This window comes from uncultured Psychrobacillus sp. (genome assembly GCF_938022135.1).
Classification (GTDB): domain Bacteria; phylum Bacillota; class Bacilli; order Bacillales_A; family Planococcaceae; genus Psychrobacillus.
In genome coordinates this window covers 1-19301 of record NZ_CALIED010000018.1, presented here as the reverse complement: position 1 = coordinate 19301, position 19301 = coordinate 1, and the positions used below count along the sequence as shown (strand labels likewise).

Annotated in this window: 15 protein-coding genes; 5 read left to right on the top strand and 10 right to left on the bottom strand. The window is 38.2% G+C overall.

From position 1 onward, the window contains the following. Nucleotides 1-18: 18 nt before the first annotated feature. Nucleotides 19-777 (bottom strand): prolyl oligopeptidase family serine peptidase, encoded by a 759-nt coding sequence (locus tag Q0371_RS04015; RefSeq protein WP_298468601.1) that lies wholly within the window; start codon nucleotides 775-777, stop codon nucleotides 19-21. A 134-nt stretch (nucleotides 778-911) separates the two neighbouring features. Between Q0371_RS04015 and Q0371_RS04010 the strand changes: the two genes are divergently transcribed. The 3 genes from Q0371_RS04010 to Q0371_RS04000 all read left to right on the top strand — a co-directional run bounded on the left by Q0371_RS04010 (nucleotide 912) and on the right by Q0371_RS04000 (nucleotide 3244). Then, the gene (locus Q0371_RS04010) at nucleotides 912-1721 is read left to right on the top strand and encodes a Cof-type HAD-IIB family hydrolase (protein ID WP_298468598.1); all 810 of its coding nucleotides are present in this window, start codon (nucleotides 912-914) and stop codon (nucleotides 1719-1721) included. Nucleotides 1722-1750: 29 nt separating this feature from the next. Next, entirely contained in the window at nucleotides 1751-2602 is an 852-nt protein-coding gene (locus tag Q0371_RS04005) for a DegV family protein (protein ID WP_251556039.1), read from the top strand. 138 nt (nucleotides 2603-2740) lie between these two features. Then, entirely contained in the window at nucleotides 2741-3244 is a 504-nt protein-coding gene (locus Q0371_RS04000) for a DUF3231 family protein (protein ID WP_169361030.1), read from the top strand. 188 nt (nucleotides 3245-3432) lie between these two features. On the opposite strand, the gene Q0371_RS03995 is transcribed toward Q0371_RS04000, so the two are convergent. The 9 genes from Q0371_RS03995 to Q0371_RS03955 all read right to left on the bottom strand — a co-directional run bounded on the left by Q0371_RS03995 (nucleotide 3433) and on the right by Q0371_RS03955 (nucleotide 18016). Further along, nucleotides 3433-4875, bottom strand: coding sequence for an alpha-amylase family glycosyl hydrolase (locus Q0371_RS03995; protein ID WP_298468589.1), 1443 nt, complete (start codon nucleotides 4873-4875; stop codon nucleotides 3433-3435). Nucleotides 4876-5894: 1019 nt separating this feature from the next. Further along, complete coding sequence (locus Q0371_RS03990; RefSeq protein WP_298468586.1) at nucleotides 5895-6704, bottom strand: AAA family ATPase; 810 nt, start codon at nucleotides 6702-6704, stop codon at nucleotides 5895-5897. A 286-nt stretch (nucleotides 6705-6990) separates the two neighbouring features. Next, complete coding sequence (locus Q0371_RS03985; protein WP_251556035.1) at nucleotides 6991-7353, bottom strand: YisL family protein; 363 nt, start codon at nucleotides 7351-7353, stop codon at nucleotides 6991-6993. 57 nt (nucleotides 7354-7410) lie between these two features. Next, the gene (locus Q0371_RS03980) at nucleotides 7411-8307 is read right to left on the bottom strand and encodes a fumarylacetoacetate hydrolase family protein (RefSeq protein WP_298468581.1); all 897 of its coding nucleotides are present in this window, start codon (nucleotides 8305-8307) and stop codon (nucleotides 7411-7413) included. A 78-nt stretch (nucleotides 8308-8385) separates the two neighbouring features. Continuing rightward, nucleotides 8386-9546 (bottom strand): DUF418 domain-containing protein, encoded by a 1161-nt coding sequence (locus tag Q0371_RS03975; protein WP_251556032.1) that lies wholly within the window; start codon nucleotides 9544-9546, stop codon nucleotides 8386-8388. A gap of 11 nt (nucleotides 9547-9557) precedes the next feature. After that, the gene (gene addA, locus Q0371_RS03970; RefSeq protein WP_298468577.1) at nucleotides 9558-13271 is read right to left on the bottom strand and encodes a helicase-exonuclease AddAB subunit AddA; all 3714 of its coding nucleotides are present in this window, start codon (nucleotides 13269-13271) and stop codon (nucleotides 9558-9560) included. Continuing rightward, the gene (gene addB / locus Q0371_RS03965; protein WP_298468574.1) at nucleotides 13258-16752 is read right to left on the bottom strand and encodes a helicase-exonuclease AddAB subunit AddB; all 3495 of its coding nucleotides are present in this window, start codon (nucleotides 16750-16752) and stop codon (nucleotides 13258-13260) included. The genes addA and addB overlap by 14 nt, the downstream gene beginning before the upstream one ends. Nucleotides 16753-16833: 81 nt before the next feature. Further along, complete coding sequence (gene lepB / locus Q0371_RS03960) at nucleotides 16834-17382, bottom strand: signal peptidase I (protein ID WP_298468571.1); 549 nt, start codon at nucleotides 17380-17382, stop codon at nucleotides 16834-16836. After that, a complete protein-coding gene (locus tag Q0371_RS03955; RefSeq protein WP_169361038.1) occupies nucleotides 17375-18016 on the bottom strand; it encodes a TVP38/TMEM64 family protein in 642 nt (213 codons plus the stop codon). Before Q0371_RS03955 ends, lepB begins: the two co-directional genes overlap by 8 nt. 134 nt (nucleotides 18017-18150) lie before the next feature. Between Q0371_RS03955 and Q0371_RS03950 the strand changes: the two genes are divergently transcribed. Next, a complete protein-coding gene (locus Q0371_RS03950) occupies nucleotides 18151-18834 on the top strand; it encodes an AzlC family ABC transporter permease (protein ID WP_298468622.1) in 684 nt (227 codons plus the stop codon). 1 nt (nucleotide 18835) lies between these two features. Beyond that, nucleotides 18836-19144 (top strand): AzlD domain-containing protein, encoded by a 309-nt coding sequence (locus Q0371_RS03945; protein WP_298468559.1) that lies wholly within the window; start codon nucleotides 18836-18838, stop codon nucleotides 19142-19144. Nucleotides 19145-19301 lie beyond the last annotated feature (157 nt).

Sequence of the window (19301 nt, the reverse complement as noted above, 5' to 3'; positions counted from 1 at the left end):
ATAACAAAGATATATCAATTATGCCAAACGGTTAGCTAACCATTCCGTTGAACGAAGCATACCTTTTCTTGAAACTGCATGGCCAACGCTTTTTTCTTTCATAAACTCAATCTGAGCATCACCATATTGTTCAATCAAATCTTCCACAAATTTGTTAGTAGGTGCGAACGGTACTACTTCATCCTTCATGCCATGCCAGAAAAATAGTGGCTTATTTTCTAGTTTCTCTAATTGCTTAGAAGCATCAAATATAGATAATGTATCAAACATTTTTTTCTTTTCTTCTTCGTTCATTGGAATCTTAAATCCTCTTTGCTCAACTAAAGTCATTTGATCTTTAGCAAGGTTTACATATCCCGGGGTTCCCATCATAATAGCAGCCGCATCAATCCATGGATATGCCGTTAAGCAGCCCAGTGTTGTAATTCCACCCATAGAGGTTCCAGAAACAGCTATCTTTTGACCGTTGTCGTACCCACGTTCTTTTAAGACGTTTTTAAGTTTCCCCAACTCTTCAATAGATGTTAAAACAATCTCCCAAAAGCGAAGGCTAATCTGTATTTGGTCAAGTTCAATATCTCGATCCCCGTGTAAATGAGCATCAGGCATGATAACTCTACAGCCCTTATTGACTAACTGGTATGCATAGTGTAAGTTATGCTCTTTGGCACTTTCAAAACCGTGTAGGAAGAATACTACTGGAGCATTATTTGTAAAATTCTCTTTCGATATATGTAGCACTGGGATGTCTCCCCAATTTTCTAAATTAGTAATCATTGAATATACACCCCTTATTCGTAATATTATTATTTTAACAAAGTAAAAGTTTTTTTACAAAATCGCGAACCAATACATTTTGACGGAACATCTGGAACAAGATAAACTTTAATAAGATGAGGGGGAATATGCACATGGAACGACACTTAATCGTATTAGACTTAGATGGAACTTTATTAACCGACCAAAAGGTTATTTCTGATAACACGAAAAGAATTTTATTAAAGGCTAAGGATGAAGGGCATGAAGTAATGATTGCAACGGGTAGACCCTATCGAGCAAGCGAAATGTATTATCATGAACTTGGGCTAACTACTCCTATTGTCAACTTCAATGGGGCATTCGTACATCACCCTAGAAATCGTTCATGGCAAATGATACATAAACCAATTAGCTTGAATGTTGTAAAAGAAGTAGTTGAGGCCGTTCAAAGCTATTCGATAAAAAATATGCTCGCAGAAGTCTTAGATGACGTATACTTACATTATCATGATGAACAAATGATATCGGCTTTAGTACAAGGAAATCCACAAATTACGACTGGTGACTTACGTCAATTTCTTCAAGCCGATCCAACTAGTTTGCTCATACATGCAGAGGAACATTCAATAGATGATGTTCGAAAACATCTTAAAGAGGTTCATGCAGAAGTTATTGACCATCGCCGTTGGGGAGCACCTTGGGATGTCATTGAAATTGTTAGACACGGACTTAATAAAGCAGTAGGTTTAGACCATGTATCCAAGTATTTAAATATCCCAAAAGAGAGAATTATTGCTTTTGGGGACGAGGATAACGATTTAGAAATGATTGAATATGCTGGTGTGGGTGTTGCTATGGGGAACGCTATTTCTCCTTTACAAAATATAGCCAATGAAATAACTGCAACAAATAATGAAGATGGTATTGCAGAATTCTTAAGAGAAAGATTAAAATTGAATTAATATAATTCACAAATTTTAGGGGGACAAAAATGAGAATATTTGCCGACAGTGCAAGTGACTTACCAAAATTATTTTTTGAAACAAATCAAGTAGAGTTGGCACCACTTCGTGTTCATATTGACGATAAAGAATATGAAGATATAAACGACATTGTATCAACAGAGGTATACGCAGAGATTAGAAATGGTAAGCAGCCTAAAACTTCTCAAACTTCTCCTGAACATTTCCTTCGTATTTTTGAGGATCTTGCTAAGTCAGGAGAAGAAGGTATTTACATCGCTTTCTCCTCAGAGTTATCAGGTACTTATAGTACGGCTGTGATGATGAAGGAACAATTATTAGAGACATATCCGGATATGAAGCTAACGATCATAGATTCAAAATGTGCTTCACTTGGATATGGACTGCTTGTAAAAGAAGCAGTAAAACTAAGAGATGAAGGACTAAGCCTTTCGGAAATTGAAGAGAAAATTAGATGGAATGCTACACATATGGAACATCTTTTCACTGTAGATGACTTAGATTATATGGCCCGCGGTGGACGAGTATCAAAAGCAAGTGCATTTATCGGTGGCCTGTTAAACATCAAGCCTGTACTTCATGTAGAAGAGGGCAAACTTGTACCGATTGAAAAAATTCGCGGCACTAAAAAAGTAATGAAACGTATAGTAGAATTAGTAGAGGAACGCGGAGGAAATTTAGAAGGACAAGTAATTGCTATTAGTCATGCAGACGTATTAGATCGAGCACAAGAACTAAAAGAAATGATATTAGAAAAAATGCAGCCTACAGATGTAGAAATTCATCTGATTGGTTCCACCATTGGTGCCCACACTGGCCCCGGAGCAATCTCTGTCTTCTTTTTGAACAAAGAAGCATAAAACTTTTAATAGATTAAAAGACAAATCTTCCAGCAGATTTGTCTTTTTTATTGGAATTAGAATAGTTCCTCCATGTTGTCACATAATAAGGTCGACCTGAAAAAATCATGTCGACTTATGACGAAATGGAGTGAAAAAATGGGTATTTTATCTGGGAATCAAAAAGAGCAACCATTACATTGTGGTGAAGTTTTTGCTATTTGGACTAATTTAACAACCAACCAAGGATTAATTGCTGCACACCAAACCTTTTATAATCACGCTGGAGATACAGATCTAAAAAAAATTCTTGAAGATTCCGTGGATGCCATGAAAGACGAAAACAAGTATTTGGAAAGGATTCTCAAGGAAAATGGCATTGGACTTCCACCTGCCCCTCCTGAGCGTCCTGTAGCTCAAGTAGAAAATATCCCACCAGGTGCAAAATTCAATGATCCTGAAATTGCAGCTGCGTTAGCAATCGATGGCGCTTCAGGATTAGTAGCCTGCAGTAAGGCAATGGGTATTTCTACAAGAGAAGACATAGCTACCATGTATGGCCAATTCCATATGAAAAAAGCTCAATTAGGTGCAAAATTATTGCAGTTAACGAAGGAAAAAGGTTGGTTAATCCTACCTCCACTTCATACAGAACATCACTAACAAGAAAAGCGCAAGCGCCTGTCACTGCCCCGACAGGCAAATGCAGAAAAGCGAGGAGGCAGTTCCTCAGCCACCGGAGCTTTTATCCATTTGACCCCGAGGGGCAAGGCGATGAAGCTGGACATCAATTCAATTTATCTTTCTAACTAAAAAAACTATCTCTTGGCACTCAAGAGATAGTTTTTTTATTATTTCGCTTTGTTTTCATCGTCTCTTCTTCTTTGCTTTCCTTTTTTCCAAACAATTACGAGGAATAAGATAAATAACAAATAAGAGATTACCATTGCGATTATATAAGCTGTATTTAAACCTTTGCGGTCTGTTACTTGAAAGACTTCCACAATTTCACGATCAATAACTATGCGGTATGAGCCATCATCCGTGGTTCTAATTAAATCGGATTCAAAAATCCCTCTAACTTCCTTGTCTTCTCCTACAACTTCACTAGAAAGGTCAATACGTTGGGTAGCGCTAGTATTATTTACAACTATAATAAATGTTTCTTCTTCTGATTCACGCTTATATACTGCATAACCATTTTCATTTTTTAGAACTTCTATGTCACCAGATCTAAGTGCATCTGATTTATTACGAATGGAGTTAACATCTTGGATATACTCGATTAACTCTTCATCTACACGAAAATTCATGATTTGATGGCTTTCTTCTGGTACCTGACCGTTCATGGCAATTTCCGTTCCATATGTCATATAAGGTACTCCAGGTAGTGTAAGTAGTGTTCCAATAGCAGCGCGAATGCGCGTTGGAGGGAACATGTTTTCCAAAGCACTATGGTAAGTAAAACGTTCTGATACTAAATTGTCAATTAGGAGTAAGTCATTGGATTCAACCGAACTAATAACATCTGAAGGGTAATCCGTGTTTTTGAACGCATCTCTTAGTGCGACCATACGTTGTTCCGAATAGTTGACATCAAAATTCGCATCGCTTTCCTCTAATGCTATAACATACATTGGATTTCTTACTTCTTTTAAGGCTGTAATCATTTCGTTTATAAATTCTGTAGGTGCGCCTTCTATTTCAGAAAGCTTCACTCCATCAATTTTGTACTTAGTAGCAAAAGCTACAATAGTGTCTTTAAGTTCAGTTTGGACTTCTGGATTTTCTAAATCTAGTTGTAGTACGCTGTCTTTGGACATGATCCAATCTTGCTTGTCCTCTTCACTAGCCCAAGTATGCTGCGCACTATAGTTATTCAATGGAAATTCTATCATTAGTTTCATCTTTTGATTATGTGTTTTCTCAATCAAAGCTTCTAATTCATCAGCTGTTCCAAAATGTTTTTCAATTTCATTAAAATCTAAAATTGCTTTACCATCATAGGATTCCGTTGAGAAAACTGGACCGATAGAGAGTATTGAAAAGCCTAAATCACGTATGTGATCCATTTTGTCCATGATTCCTTTAAAATCTCCTCCAGCGAAGGCTAGATGATCTTTCGTATTAACATTGTAGTCATTTGCGACTGTGCTATTAAAATATCGGTCAACGTATAAGTCATAAATACTTTCATTTTGTATAGATGAATCCGCTGCTTGTGCACTAAAAGCAGTTGTCATCCATAGGCTGCTGAAAAGTACACTACAAACAAGCCATTTTTTAAATTTCAAGGTAATCCTCCTCTACATCGGGTCAACATAAAATTGTCTTGTTTATTTATACCCTAAAACAAGACTTATCATCGTTAATTTTAACAAAGCTACGTTTCAATCGCTATGTTTTAAAAAGAAATAGGTAGAAAATAAAAAAGTATTCGTCCAAACTGTGTCATATTAATAGCTTCTAGTGTTTCTAATCGTTTCCGGTCGGCTTTTGCTAAGACATTACTGCTGTATTGAAGAATTTTTTAAGTTCCTTTTAGATATTGAAAGTCTTCAGTCGGAATCTATTTGTTTCCGGTCGGCTTTTGGATAGACTTTGGCCATATCATTATCGGAGAAGTTTTAGGAGTGTTGTCGTGACTACCGTCACGACAACACTTTAATTTCGGTAATCTTATGGCTTAATTCTATCCGTCGCCTCCCTACAACTATTAGAAACGGAATAAAGGCGTTTTAGCTAATGAAAGAATAAATAACTTTTCGAATGGTCAAGCGACTCGCGAAGATGCAATTTCGCGAGCTCTTCGCTTTTTTAAAGAATAATTCTTACTTATTTTTTTGAAAAGCTAATAAGAAGAATATCTATATCTTTAATGATAAACCAGTAAATCCTTACTTCCTATTTTGAGGTATTAAAACCTTAAGCCATTGTCTATTCGTTTCCGGTCGGCTTTGGGATAGCTATGGCCATATCATTAACGAGAAATTTTGGAGTGTTGTCGTGACTAACGTAACGACAACACTCTACTTTCGGTAATCTTATGGCTTAATTCTATCCGTCGCCTCCCTGCAACTATTAGAAACGAAATAAAAGCATTTTAGCCAATAAAGGAATAAAAAATTTTCTAATGGTCAAGTAGCTCGCGAAGATGAAATTTCGCGAGCTATAGGCTTTTTTTATATAGAAGTTCTTACTTATTTTTTCAAAAAGTTATTAGTAGTATATTACTTTATTTATTCAACCATTAAGTGACTAGTTTGGTTGGCTATTATATGCGTTCTGAAGAACCTGCAGATGTTTCTGCTGATTATTCAAATTCATTCTTTCGTTTATTGAAAAAGTCGTAGAAAAATCTTACGTTTTCAAGCTCAGTCCATCTATTTGTTGTCAAAAGGGGTGCGTCAAGATTATAAATCTTAGCATCTAATGTTCCCAACATAAATGGAGAATGTGTCGCTATAATAAATTGACAGTCAAAAAACCTTGCGAGTTTATTGATTTCTTCTGCCAACTTAATTTGGTTTGTAGGAGAAAGAGAGGTTTCAGGTTCATCGAGCAAGTATAATCCGTTTGGGACAAGATATTCATCAAATATCTGCATGGATGTCTCACCGTTAGAATACTTCTCATTAGAAAATTTCATAATCTTCATTTGTTTGTACATCTGTGAAGAATGTTTCAACTCTTCCAAACGTTCCTTAGTATATCCCAACCTAGAGTGTTGGTACAGGTAACCTTCCTTAAGAACCGCCTCCTGCTGAATCTTCTTGATCTCATATAAAATATCTTCGCTTTTGATGTACAAACTATTATACGGTAGTTGATCTGACTCTCCGTCACTCTTATTTTCACCTAGCGCGTAGGAACATTCTGATATGTAATCTAACGGGTATATGTTATGGCTATTATTTGTTGTTTCCTCAGCCCCCGTAATTTTAAGCTTGTTTGCCATTAAATTTAATAGTGTGGACTTACCGGAACCATTGTTACCATACACTACTGTAATGTTATGAAAGACTAACACTTCTCCAGTTATTTTTCTAAACACATTGTATGGATATGCATTTGGATTATTGACTGTATGAAGTGAAAGCTTGAAGCTTTTCAGATAGATCATATGGGTTAACCTCCCTTTTGGAATAATGAATAGCTATAATCAATATTATCATTTTTTTATTATTGCTCTAGAGGGTTGAATCTTAAATAAACCTTCATTTTCACCATAGCCTTCTTAAAGGGACTATAAATCATCACGTAAGATATGGATAATAGCTTCTAGCTCACGATAAGGATAGCGTCTACCGAAGCAAAAATCTACCATCGCTCTTCCCTGTATTACAATGGGCATAAACTTTTTATTTAAATACAAAAAAACTCCCATGTAAACATGAGAGTTTTAATTATTATGCTAAAAAGTTAATACCCATTGGAAGCTTGAATCCAAGGAATAAAGCAACAAAGAAGAACACAAATACTAATACAAGGAACGTCGTATATGGTTTACCTTTTGCTTTTTTAACTAAAGTCATTTCCATCATACCAATTACAAGAATACCAGCTATAAACTTCAAGCCATACAGCATGCCTTCTCCATAATCCATCCCTTTGATGAATAAAGCAACTCCTGTAAGGATGATAAGCAAATAATCTAAACGTAAAATCATCTGAACAACCTTTGAATTAGACATTGCTAGAGCAACAAAAAACAAAATTAATGCTACTACCCAAGTTGTTATGTGTAAGTGCGTACTTGCTAAGAAATCCATTGTTTCACCTCAACGTTAATTTTAATATATCTTTACTATACCACTTTTAAACTACCATTACTCAAACTTGTTTACAAGCGTTCCGATTCCTTCAATAGAAACTTTCACAATATCGCCTGATTTTAAGAATTTTGGAGGATTGAATCCCTTACCTACTCCTGCAGGCGTACCTGTTAAAATAACATCTCCGGGCTCCAAAGTTACAATTTTTGATATCTCACAAATAATATTCTCAACCGAATAAATCATATCGGAGGTAACACCATTTTGACGAATTTCATCGTTAACTTTTGTAACGATCGTTAGGTCCTGAGGATTTGGAATTTCATCCTTCGTTACCACATAAGGTCCCATAGGACATGACCAATCTAAACTTTTACCTAAGAAGAACTGCTGGTGTTTCTTTTGAAGATCTCTTGCGGTAATATCATTAGCAATTGTGTAACCAAATACATAATCATAGGCTAATTTAGAAGGAATATTCTTTCCTTCTTTTCCTATTACGATTGCAAGCTCACCTTCGTAATCTAACGAAGAAGTAACCTCTGAGTGGACTGATAACGTTTGTTCATCTGCGGCAATTGTTGTCGGAGCCTTTGTAAATACAACAAAGTCCTCCGCTACCCCACCCATTTCCTTTGCATGATCGGCATAGTTTTTACCAATTGCCATTACATTTTTGGGTGTGCGAGGTATCGGTGATAGCCATTCAATTTCTGTAAATGAGCGTTTAAAACGATTTGGATCCTCTTCTTTTAAAGCTGTTTCTATTAAAACACGTATTTGTTCAATAAAATCCATCCCGAAGCTGACACCTTGGACGATAGTTGCAGGAAAATTAGGTAGCACTTGTAATTCTTCTTGAATAGTAAGTACATCCCAGACTGCTTCTTCTTTTTTTACTTTTGGACCAAAATAAATTTTATCGTTTAATCGGTATGACAATAGCTTCATCTATAAACACTCCTCTAAAGAAATTTGAATCTATTAATATAGTCTATTACAAACTTTGTTTAATTTCATCTTTTTCGATCATATTTTCGAATAAGTCAGTTTTCTCCACAATAATTCGACAGGACCTTGTTTAAACTTAGTAAACCATATTTCTGCAAAAATGATTTGAATTACATATATTCCTATTGCCATCCATGTACCTGTGGCTATGTCGACTTTACCGTATAAACCAAAGCCATAACCATAGAAAATAGTAGTTGCAAGAATAGATTGCATTAAATAAATGGTCATAGACATTCTTCCAGCTTTAGCAATTGGGGATAATAGTTTTCCTACTATAGGAATTGTACAAATCAATGCAAGGAAGCCACCGTAAGCAATGGCTTGAAGAGGCCCTCCAAAAGTGTCTTGGACCGTCATTGTAAATAAATCATCACCTTGACTAAACGGTAACCACTTAATAGCTGTTCCTGCTGTCATCGCAATAATTATTGTAATGATCCAAAATAACTTCAGCTCACTCGCTCGCTCGATTAGTCTTAGCTTTGCAGCCGCCGATCCAAGCATTAAAAGCGGTAATATTGTACAAAGAATAAGCACAACATTTAAACCGTATCCTTGCATGTAAAGCCAATCGGCTAATCTTTGTCCAAATACATCGAACCACGATCCTTGTGAATAGGCTACGGCCGATTCCTCTACCTTTTGAATTGCTGTATAAAGAACGGACTGGTCAGGGGCTATTTTTGTCATGAAGTAGACCAACCCAGTTAACAAGCCATTCGGTATTAAATACAAAACAGCTGCGATTATTATTAACCAAAGTGGCTTTAATTTCATCAATACGATTAAACACAATCCGGCTAATGCATAGGTAATCAAAATGTCACCAGACCAAATTAAAAATGCATGAATACACCCAATTCCTAGTAGTATCAATAGCCTTCTTACTGCGAGGCGGGAAAAGGATGTGCCCTTTGCCTCCGACTTCATAAATTGCATTGCTAATCCGTATCCAAATAGCATTGCAAACAGCGGATAGACACTGCCTTGTACGAAAATATCAATCCACTTATAGGTTTCTTGATCAGCTGGGGTTTGATACCAGTCATATGGATTCACATAAATATACGGACCATGAAAAAATAGCATATTCACTACGAAAATTCCTAGTAAAGCAAAGCCTCTCATTACATCGATAGAAATGATTCTTTCTTTTTCTTGCGTCGGTAAAATCACCAAACTTCCCCCTAAATAATTACAGTTTTATTTATATCAAATAGATATAATACTTTCTCTTTTAAATCGACCTTCAATATGTCTTCGATAGCCTTTTCATATAATGAAAGCTGTATTGCGTATCTATTTTTCATCTCTTTTAGTAAAAGATCCTCGTTGCTTTGTAAATGCTTTACTTTATCTGTTTTATAATCTAGCAGCACCCACCGTCCATCTTCCTCTTGGAATAAACAGTCTACAACCCCTTGGACAATCTGCTTATCGCCATCTTGGTCAACTAAAGCATAGGTAAAAGGAAATTCTCTCATAACGTTTTTAGCAATTCTTAAACGTTCGGCCATTTCAGAATGAAAGAAAGGGACCATCTTTTCTGGATTAATCGCTTCTTTTTCAGCATTAGTAATGATTTCTCGTTCTTTTAGCCTCTCTGCAAATGCCAGTACTTGTTCTGCGGTCTTTCGTTCAGATAAATCTACATGCTGCATAAACGCATGGACAGCCGTACCTGCTTCGGCTCCTGTCAATTTAGTTCCTTCCTGTAAAAAGAAAGGACGCTTAGCCACTTTGCTTTTTACAGGAGTAGTAGTAGGGCCAAAGAACTCTTCATCATGGCGCTCGGACAATAATTGTAGGCGCTTCATCTCGCTCACTGACTGCTTAGAACGTTTATGAGTAGAAGCTTCAAATTCGTAGCGCGTATCAAAGATTTTCTTAATATCTTCTAATAACGCTGGATTTTCCAACTGCAATAGTTCCTGAAGTGAAGTTTCCTCTTTTTTCTCTTCTTCCTGGTGAACTTTAAGTTCATCTATATGCTTAGCAACTATATTCCACTTGGAGGGACCCTCCACTATGTTTGCCTCGTTTATTTGAGATAACTGACTATAATCCCGGTGTCGAGCAAGAGCAGGACCTATCCAATCCAAATATCCTTTCGCTTTTGCCCTTTTATAATCTGGGATCATTTCATCACTCATAAGCGTTTGAGAATCCTCCCATTTGTCTAGGGTTTTTGCTAAATCCTTTATAGTAGCTACTAGGAATAAGTGCTCCTTGGCACGAGTCATCGCCACATAGAGAACTCGCATTTCCTCTGCTTTTAGTTCCATTTGTTTCTTTTCTTTTACCGCTAGGAATGGAAGCGATGTGAAAGAAATACGTTTGATAGGGTCTATTGCCTTTACGGCAAGTCCAAAGTTCTGATCAAATAAATATGACTCGTTAAAGTCCATTTGGTTAAATGGTCTTCCCATCCCTGCGAGGAACACGACAGGAAATTCCAGACCTTTGGAGGAATGGATGGTCATTAAGCGAACAACATTTTCTTTTTCGCTAATAGATCTAGCTGCGCCTAAATCGTCTCCGCGCTTTCTCATCCGATCTATAAAACGTAAGAAACGGAACAATCCACGGAAGGATGTCTTTTCATAAGCAACTGCTCGGTCATGTAACACACGCAGGTTGGCTTGGCGCTGTTTTCCGTTAGGCATAGAGCCTACTATTTCATAGTAATGGGTGTCCAAATAGATTTGCCATATTAAGTCTGCCAAAGAGCCTCTTCTACTAAGATCTCTCCAATCTTCAAATTGTAGCAGAAATCTTTGGAGCTTCTCTGCCGTTTCAGAGGATAAGCCTGCTCCTCCACTAGAGACAAATAGCTTCAACGCTTCATAAAATGACTCCTTCGGTGCAGCTAATCGGATAAGCGCAAGCTCTGATTCAGTTAAGCCAACGAAAGGTGCTCGAAGAACAGAAGCTAGTGAAATATCCTGGTAAGGATTATCAATTGTACGTAGGGTATGTAGCATGATTAGAACTTCTATCGCTTCAAAGTAACCTTTGGAAAGCTCTGCATATAAAGGAATTCCTGCCTCTTTAAACTGTTCATTGACTTCCTGCGACCAGGTCATGGACCGCATAAGAATGACCATATCGCTATATTGAACAGGGCGTTCTTTCTTTTTCCATGGATCATAGACGGTATGTCCGCTCGCGATCATTTCTTTTATTTTTGAAATGATATAACGTGCCTCTGCTTGGGATTTTTTTAATTCCTCCTCGGCATCAACAGATGAAAAATCTTCCTCATCTGCATCTACCTCGGAACTACCATCCTCCACTTCATATAACAACGCAAGCTCTACCGCTGTGTCTTTGTCATCATATGGAGCTTGAGGCTTTAGGGAAGAAGCATCATCATAATCTATTTCTCCAACATTTTTACCCATAATTTGTTGGAAAATATAGTTCGTTCCGTGGAGCACTTCTTGACGACTTCTGAAGTTTGCATTTAAATCAATTTTCACTCCAGAATCTAATGGCTCTTCATTAAATACGCGATACTTTCCAAGAAAAAGCATAGGCTCAGCAAGTCTGAACCTGTAAATAGATTGTTTTACATCGCCAACCATGAACATGTTCCCAGTTAATTCATCACCGCTTTTAACTAATTGAAGAATAGTTTCTTGGAGATTATTAGTATCCTGGTATTCATCCACGAGCACTTCTTTAAATCGCTCCTGATATTCCTTTGCAATTGCGGAAGGGACTAAATTTCCGTCCTCATCATGGTCAGTGAGTATCTCTAAGGCATAATGCTCGAGGTCAGAAAAGTCTACTAGCCCTCTATCATTTTTTGCTGCAGTGTATCTTTCTCCATAAGAAATAGCAAGATTTACTAATGTTTTTAGGTGAGGAGCCATCAATCTCATCTCTTCTAAAAGTCGTTCAGGTGTTCGCGTAAAATATTTGTCCTTGAGATCGTTGACTACCTTTTTAGCCTTATTCCTCTTACTCGTAGCCTTCTTTTTCAGCTCTTCATCACAGGAATCCTTTCGAATGGAGGCAGCTTTCCCCCACTTTAATCCTTGGAAGTAATAATACGTGTCCTGCCAGCTCCCCATCTTCAGTAAGCGTATGGCTTCCTGTATAAGTTGTTGATCATTTATAGCCGTCTCTCCAAGTGGAGCAGGGCCGTCAGGAAGATTCGCAAGCTTTCGAATATCCTCTGCCAGCGCCATCGCTTCCTCCAGCTGATAAATAATCGCGAGCTTTAACGGGTCGATGAATGACAGTTCATCTATCGTCATGTCACTGTCTAGCTCATAAGCTTCCGGGATAGCTAGTAGCCATTTCTTTGGCTCTGGATGCACACGAGCATACGTATATAACTTATCGATCATCACTTCAATCGATTGGTCATCTCGATCGGAGGTGAAGCTGTCGGATAATAGATACATAGCATCTGGATTTTCTGTCTGGTATGCTTCTTCTAGGATGTCAGCTAGTACATCGTCGCGTAGAAGAGCTGCCTCTGTGTCATCTGCAATTCGAAAGCCCGGATCGATTGTCAGCATATAGGAATACTGACGCACAATGTTTAAACAAAAGGAGTGTAAGGTGGAAATCTGTGCTTTGTTTAACAACGTCAGCTGCTTTCTCAAATGATTGGAGTTAGGGTCCAAGGCAATCGCTTTTTCCAACGCCTCTCTCATTCGATGACGCATTTCTGCTGCCGAAGCATTTGTGAATGTAACGACTAGCAATTCATCTACGTTTATTGGATTTTCCTTTGCAATCACCTTTTGTATAAGTCGATCGATGAGCACAGCTGTTTTACCAGAACCTGCAGCGGCAGCTACGAGCACATCTGAACCAGTTGCCCAGATTGCCTTCCACTGCGCTGGTGTCCAAGTTAAATCATCTGGCATCTTAGGAATCTTCATTTGTACTCATCTCCTTTTGTATCTTGTCCGCTATAACATCTGGTTTATCTACTTTTAACACTCGGACCTTTTGCTCCGGATCCTGCGGGTCGAATTGACAAACGCTCCTATATGAGCAAAATTGGCAAGGCATCTTATCCTTCATGACATATGGATATACTCTCGTGTCTCCTGCGTTCATGCCGTTCCCAGCCTGTTCATGCTTTTTACGGACAAAGGTTTGAAGAAGTTTCATTTGATTTGGTTCTACAACTTTAGAGGAGGATTTGGAAAGGCTGCCGTCCTTGTTCATCCGGACAGGAATAACCTTCGAAAACCCATCTATTTGCTCGTCCATCTCTGTAATCACTTCTGGGTCGGATAACAACAGTCCATTCATTTTATAGGATTTATATATGGAATCCTGTAGCTCCTCATCCTCTAATTCCTTCTCGCTTTGAATAAACGGATTATGCATATGAACGTAAAGTACACCAGCAGGCTCTGCTTCTTCCTGGAGCCATATTTTAGCATTTTCTACAGCGACGTCTAAGTACGTTAACAGCTGTAAGGAAATACCGTGATACACTTCATTGAGATCAAGACCTTTTTTGGAGGACTTATAATCAATGATGCGCATGAACATATTGCCATTTACATTCGCTGCGTCCACTCGGTCGATTCTTCCACGCAATTGCATCTTACGTCTATGTTTTAATGGTATCTCTAGAGGTGGCAATTGTTCGCCTGGACCAAAGCCTGCCTCAATCGCAATTGGTACGAAGCCAGATACTTTGGAATGTCTGCTTAATGCCACTAACGTATTTCCGACGATTTGCTCTAATTTTCTTTGAATATAACGATAACGATTTGTACTCAACAATAGCTGATGTACAAAAATTGGTACGATATGGTCGACTGCCTGCTTGGCAAACTGCATGCATTGGGCTCTAGTCAACTGTCCCCACGTTAAATCTAAGCGAGAGGTTTCATCTGAAATCCATTTCATTGCAGCATGAAAAAGATCTCCCATAGCCGGTGCCTCTAAGCGATATTCTGAACGCTCCTCTAGCTTTAACCCATAACCAGCAAAGTGGGCAAACGGACAGCTATAATACTTTTCAACCCTTGAAACACTGGAATTAATCGTTTCCCCGTATAAAGCAGCCGTTATGTCCGAGGATAGAAGGTCTGTTTTGTTTCCACGCAGCATTGGGCGAATAATTCGCTTAATAAGCGTAGACCAATAAGGATCCTCCATATAATACTGATACACAGCCTGCCATTCATCTGACAACTCTCCAGACTGTAAAGCCTGTCGTAACTGCATCGACAGGTAAGCAAGAGTAGTTCTCGGGTGGCTGATTAGCGTCATACTAAAGCTAGGATCCTTTACATCAGAAGGATCGATTACCGCTATCTCTAGTGGTACCCCTCCTACAAGCTGTTGGAGCTTACTAATATACATAGAAGGCAACTGAGCCTTCCCTTCACTATCGGCAATAGCATAGGAAACATACAAATAGTGAGAAGGCGTAGCAAAGGCTTTATAAGTCAAGTAATTTTCATCGAGCAATCTCATTCGAGAAGTCGGTGCGAGCTCAAAGCCTACTTGGGCGAACCACTCACGCTCCGTATCCGACAGCAAGCCCTCGTGATCGATTCTTTTTGGAAACACACCATCGTTCACTCCAACTACAAAAACCGCTTTTATATTCGTCAGACGCGCAGTATCCACGTTTCCAACAATCACCTGATCAATCGATGGAGGAATGCGAGAAAACTCTAGCTGGTCATAACCCTCGTCAAGTATTTTCATAGTCTCTTCGAGAGACATTTCCTTCTCTCCAAACATTAGAACAAATTGATCTAGCACATCGACCCATTCATTCCACGCTTGGTCATGCTCTGTAGCCAGCAACAGCTGTCCGCTTTCCTCCTCCACTTCTTTAAGTTTTTGCAGTTTTTCGTACACCTGTAAGGATTCCATAAAGGTATAGAGCGCAATAGCAATTTCTTTTCCTGTATTACATTCCTCCAGGGCATCTGCCAAATTCTTTATCGGCTGGATAAGAATATCTCTCGCCGCGTGAATATCAGCCTGAATACTAAGCTCTTCATCCGTTTGTACCTTTGAATAGAATTCTAGGCCTCTATACTTTTTGTACACCCATCTTCGACTATCGAACCATCTATCCCCGTATATACCAAAGGACAGCACGAAATTCTCTAAACGATCCGCTCGTTCTCTCCAAATCGTTTTAGGTGCATCAATCGGGAAGAATAGATCCGTTTTAATCGCTCGGAACATCGGCTCATATTTCCAGTCCGATTGAATAATTTCTAAAACCGTTCTGCTGAGCTCGATCAGAGGATGATGAAGCATAGATTTCTTTTTACTTATAAAAAATGGAATTTCATATTGGGGAAAAGTTGTCTCTATTAGCCCTTCATAACTTTCAGTATCTCGGTGTAATATTGCCATTTCGTTATAGCGGACATTTTTAAATTGAGCTAAATCTCTAATTTGTCTAGCAACTGCATGAATCTCGGCGCGTCTATTCATCGCCTCCGTTAGCCTTAGTGCTCCATTAGACATAATTTGAGGAGTTGGGATTTGGTCGAAATTAGCTTCAATATGAGCAAGTTCTTCTGCTACGAATCGTCTTTGATCTGTAAAATGCTTCGTTTCCTCTACCTGAATGTTTTCAGTCTGAGCCATTTCAATTAATCTAGCAGCTGTATTAGCAGGCTGGAAGAAAAGAGATTGCTCATCAAAGGCATCTGAAAGACTCTCCATTGGCAGTGCGATAGATAGTCTTTTTACCTTTTTCATCAATGCTTGGATAATTTCTAGTTCTCGAGCGGTAAAGGAGGTGAAACCATCAATATAAATTTCTGAGGTTTCCAAAAGATAGGAGTCCTTAATATTATTTGCGAGTAGTGTTAAATACCCTTCTCCGTCTACATAGCTTGTCCCTAGCCTTTGTTCGATTAAATCAAGCATCATCATAATATCCGAAGATTTATCTAATAATGTTTGAGGGGCATCGACAGCCTTTAAGCTGCTAAAGGCATTGCTCATCGAAGAGGAGTCCACGCAATAACGACTAAATTCCTTCAATAGCACCTCTATTTGGTCGGTGAACCCTCGCTTAGTAGATGCACGCTTAAACAAAGTAAATTCGTCCTTGTTGTCCTCTAATAAGCTACGAATAAGCATACGATAGCCAAAGCCGCTAATCTCTTCTTTAGCTATCCCACCTGTTTCTTGAAGAACACGCCAGGCAAGCCGTTTAAATGTACTCACTTGGGCGCGAATAATTCCAGTTACCCCTGAATCAGCGGCCATGTCATATTCACTGGAAAATGACATTTGGTCAGGTACTATATAAAAAATCGGATCTCCGAATGGAGCCGCATTTACTGATTGAACAATTTCTTGTTGCATAAACTTTGTCTTACCGGATCCAGACCGACCACTAATAATTCGTAATGACAAGCTAAACAAGCTCCTTTCCATAAAAAAAAAACGAATAATCTCCTACTCTCTATTGTACAAAACATAGTCAAGTGAGGGAAATTATTCGGACGTAAAATTGAAGGTAGCATCTGCCAATGGAAGGTATTTGAATTTAACCTCTCCAATAACTTCATCTTTATCTATAAAATGAAAATACCGACTGTCTAGACTAGCAATTCGATTATCTCCTAGTACAAAAAGTTTGCCTTTCGGTACCGTTTTACTGCCAGTTAGTTCAAGTAAATTAAAGTCTTCCGTAAAATGTTCATCTGGATTTTTATAAGCAAGATTACTTTCTAGAAATGGCTCCTTTACCTGTTTTTCGTTCACAAATAGCTCATCATTTTCATACCGGATTGTATCTCCCGGCAACCCAATGACACGCTTTACAAAGTCTTCCTCACCATTGTTAAAAATGATGACGTCCATACGGTTGATCGGTGAGATTTTACTAATTAAAACCCTATCCTTATCCGCAAGGGTTGGCATCATCGACTTACCACTAACTTCATAATTTGTTACAAGAAACATTCGAACTATGACTACAATAGCTATAGCGATAGTTATGGCAATGACCCATTCCATTGTCTCCTGCTTAAATTTACTCAAATGTCTCTCCTCTTTTTCTCTTTCTTTTTATATTGACTCCACTTATGTCTTCTTCTACTCTCTTTTCAATTCTTTTTTCCACATGCTTTCCTATAAACCATAAGATAGCAATGATTAGGATAACAATTGCAGTTCGAACCGGTTGTGTCACAAGTGCTTTAAGATCTGAGCCGATAAAGCTAACGACAAAAATCATAATGAGCTTTCCTGAGGCTACAGTCCATAAATACGTATGTTTTTTTATATTTGATAACCCTGCTACGATATTAACCAGAGCAGATGGAGTAAAAGGGAAACAGATCAATAGGAATAGTGGTCCAAAACCATTCCTCTCTACCCATAATATTAATTTTTGTATTCTTTCATGCCTAGTTATAAAACCTAAAACTCTGGCCCGTCCATATTTACGTATAACTAAAAAGACGGTATAAGCTCCAACAAAGGAACCAACCCATGATAATAAAAATCCAAACAATAAACCATAAGCAGCTACGTTAGCAACGATAAAAACCACTAATGGTAAAAATGGCAGAAAGGCTTCCAGAAAGGGCAGAAGAATGCCGATAATCGGGCCAAGTGTCCGATATTCTTTTGTTAAATCAGTAAGTGTCTCAAACGATAACCAATCTGGCATGTCTCTCTCCTCCGCCTATGTATATTTATACTTTCCCCTTTTATTGTATACATAAAACTATATTCTTATAGTATAATTTTTTCATTATGTAAAAAGGATGTGAATATTTTGTGAATAGATCTTTCGCGAGCGGGATGCGGGATGGAATAAGTATCGCTATTGGTTATTTTCCCGTAGCTCTCACCTTTGGCCTATTAGCAAAAACCTCAGGATTGTCTCTTCTGGAGGCAACCGCCATGAGCATATTTGTTTATGCTGGAGCAGCCCAATATATGTCCTTAACGCTTATTACAAAAGGGGTAGACCCTATATTAATTGTATTAAATACTTTTGTAGTAAATATCCGTCACTTTCTTATGACGGCATCACTCAATGAAAAGATGCAAAGCGAGAAACGATGGATTAAAGGCATTTATGCATTTGGGATAACGGACGAAGCCTTTTCGGTTCTTGCTACTAAAAAAGGCGAGAAAATTTCCACCCCGTTTGCATTTGGTGTCGTGATTATTGCCTATAGTAGCTGGGTTGTCTTCACTGCAATTGGTCATGCGATTGGTGCAAACCTCCCTGCTTTTTTAAAAGCAGCGATGGCTATAGCTTTATATGCCATGTTCATAGGATTACTAGTCCCGTCTATGAAGGGTAACCGAAAAGTAGTGATGCTAGCCCTCATTTCTGCTGTGATTAATGCTTTTTTTTACTGGACTAGCTTACTTTCTACTGGATGGGCTATATTAGTCGCAACGCTTGCTTCTTCTATTCTAGTTGAAATCATCTATGCAAGAAAACAAAAAAGCTTGCCAAAAGGAGGGTTATAAATTGGGTAGTTGGTATTGGTGGATGCTCTTTGGCATGGCAGTTGTTACTTACATTCCTCGGGCATTTCCTTTAACATTTTTGGAAGGCAAGGAACTGCCACCTGTTATTTCAGGTATATTACGTAATATACCTTTTGCTGTTTTAGGGGCATTAATATTTCCAGCAGTTTTATACATACAAGAAGGCGATATATTATTTGGTTTTATAGGCGCTATCATTGCTGTTACTCTCGCTTTTTTATTTCAAAATGTGATGGTTGTCGTCCTTGGAACAGTTGGTTTTTTAGCAGTTTATAGTCTCTTTATATAAAGGTTTAACTTCTTTAAAAATTTTATTTATTAAGGCTATGTTAAAGAGTAGGGTTGATTTTGATGTATAGAAAAGAAATCTTTAAATCAGAGAGTAAAATTAATTTCCGCGCCAACCGGACGCTTTCCGCGGGGTGAGCGATAAGCCATCACCCATC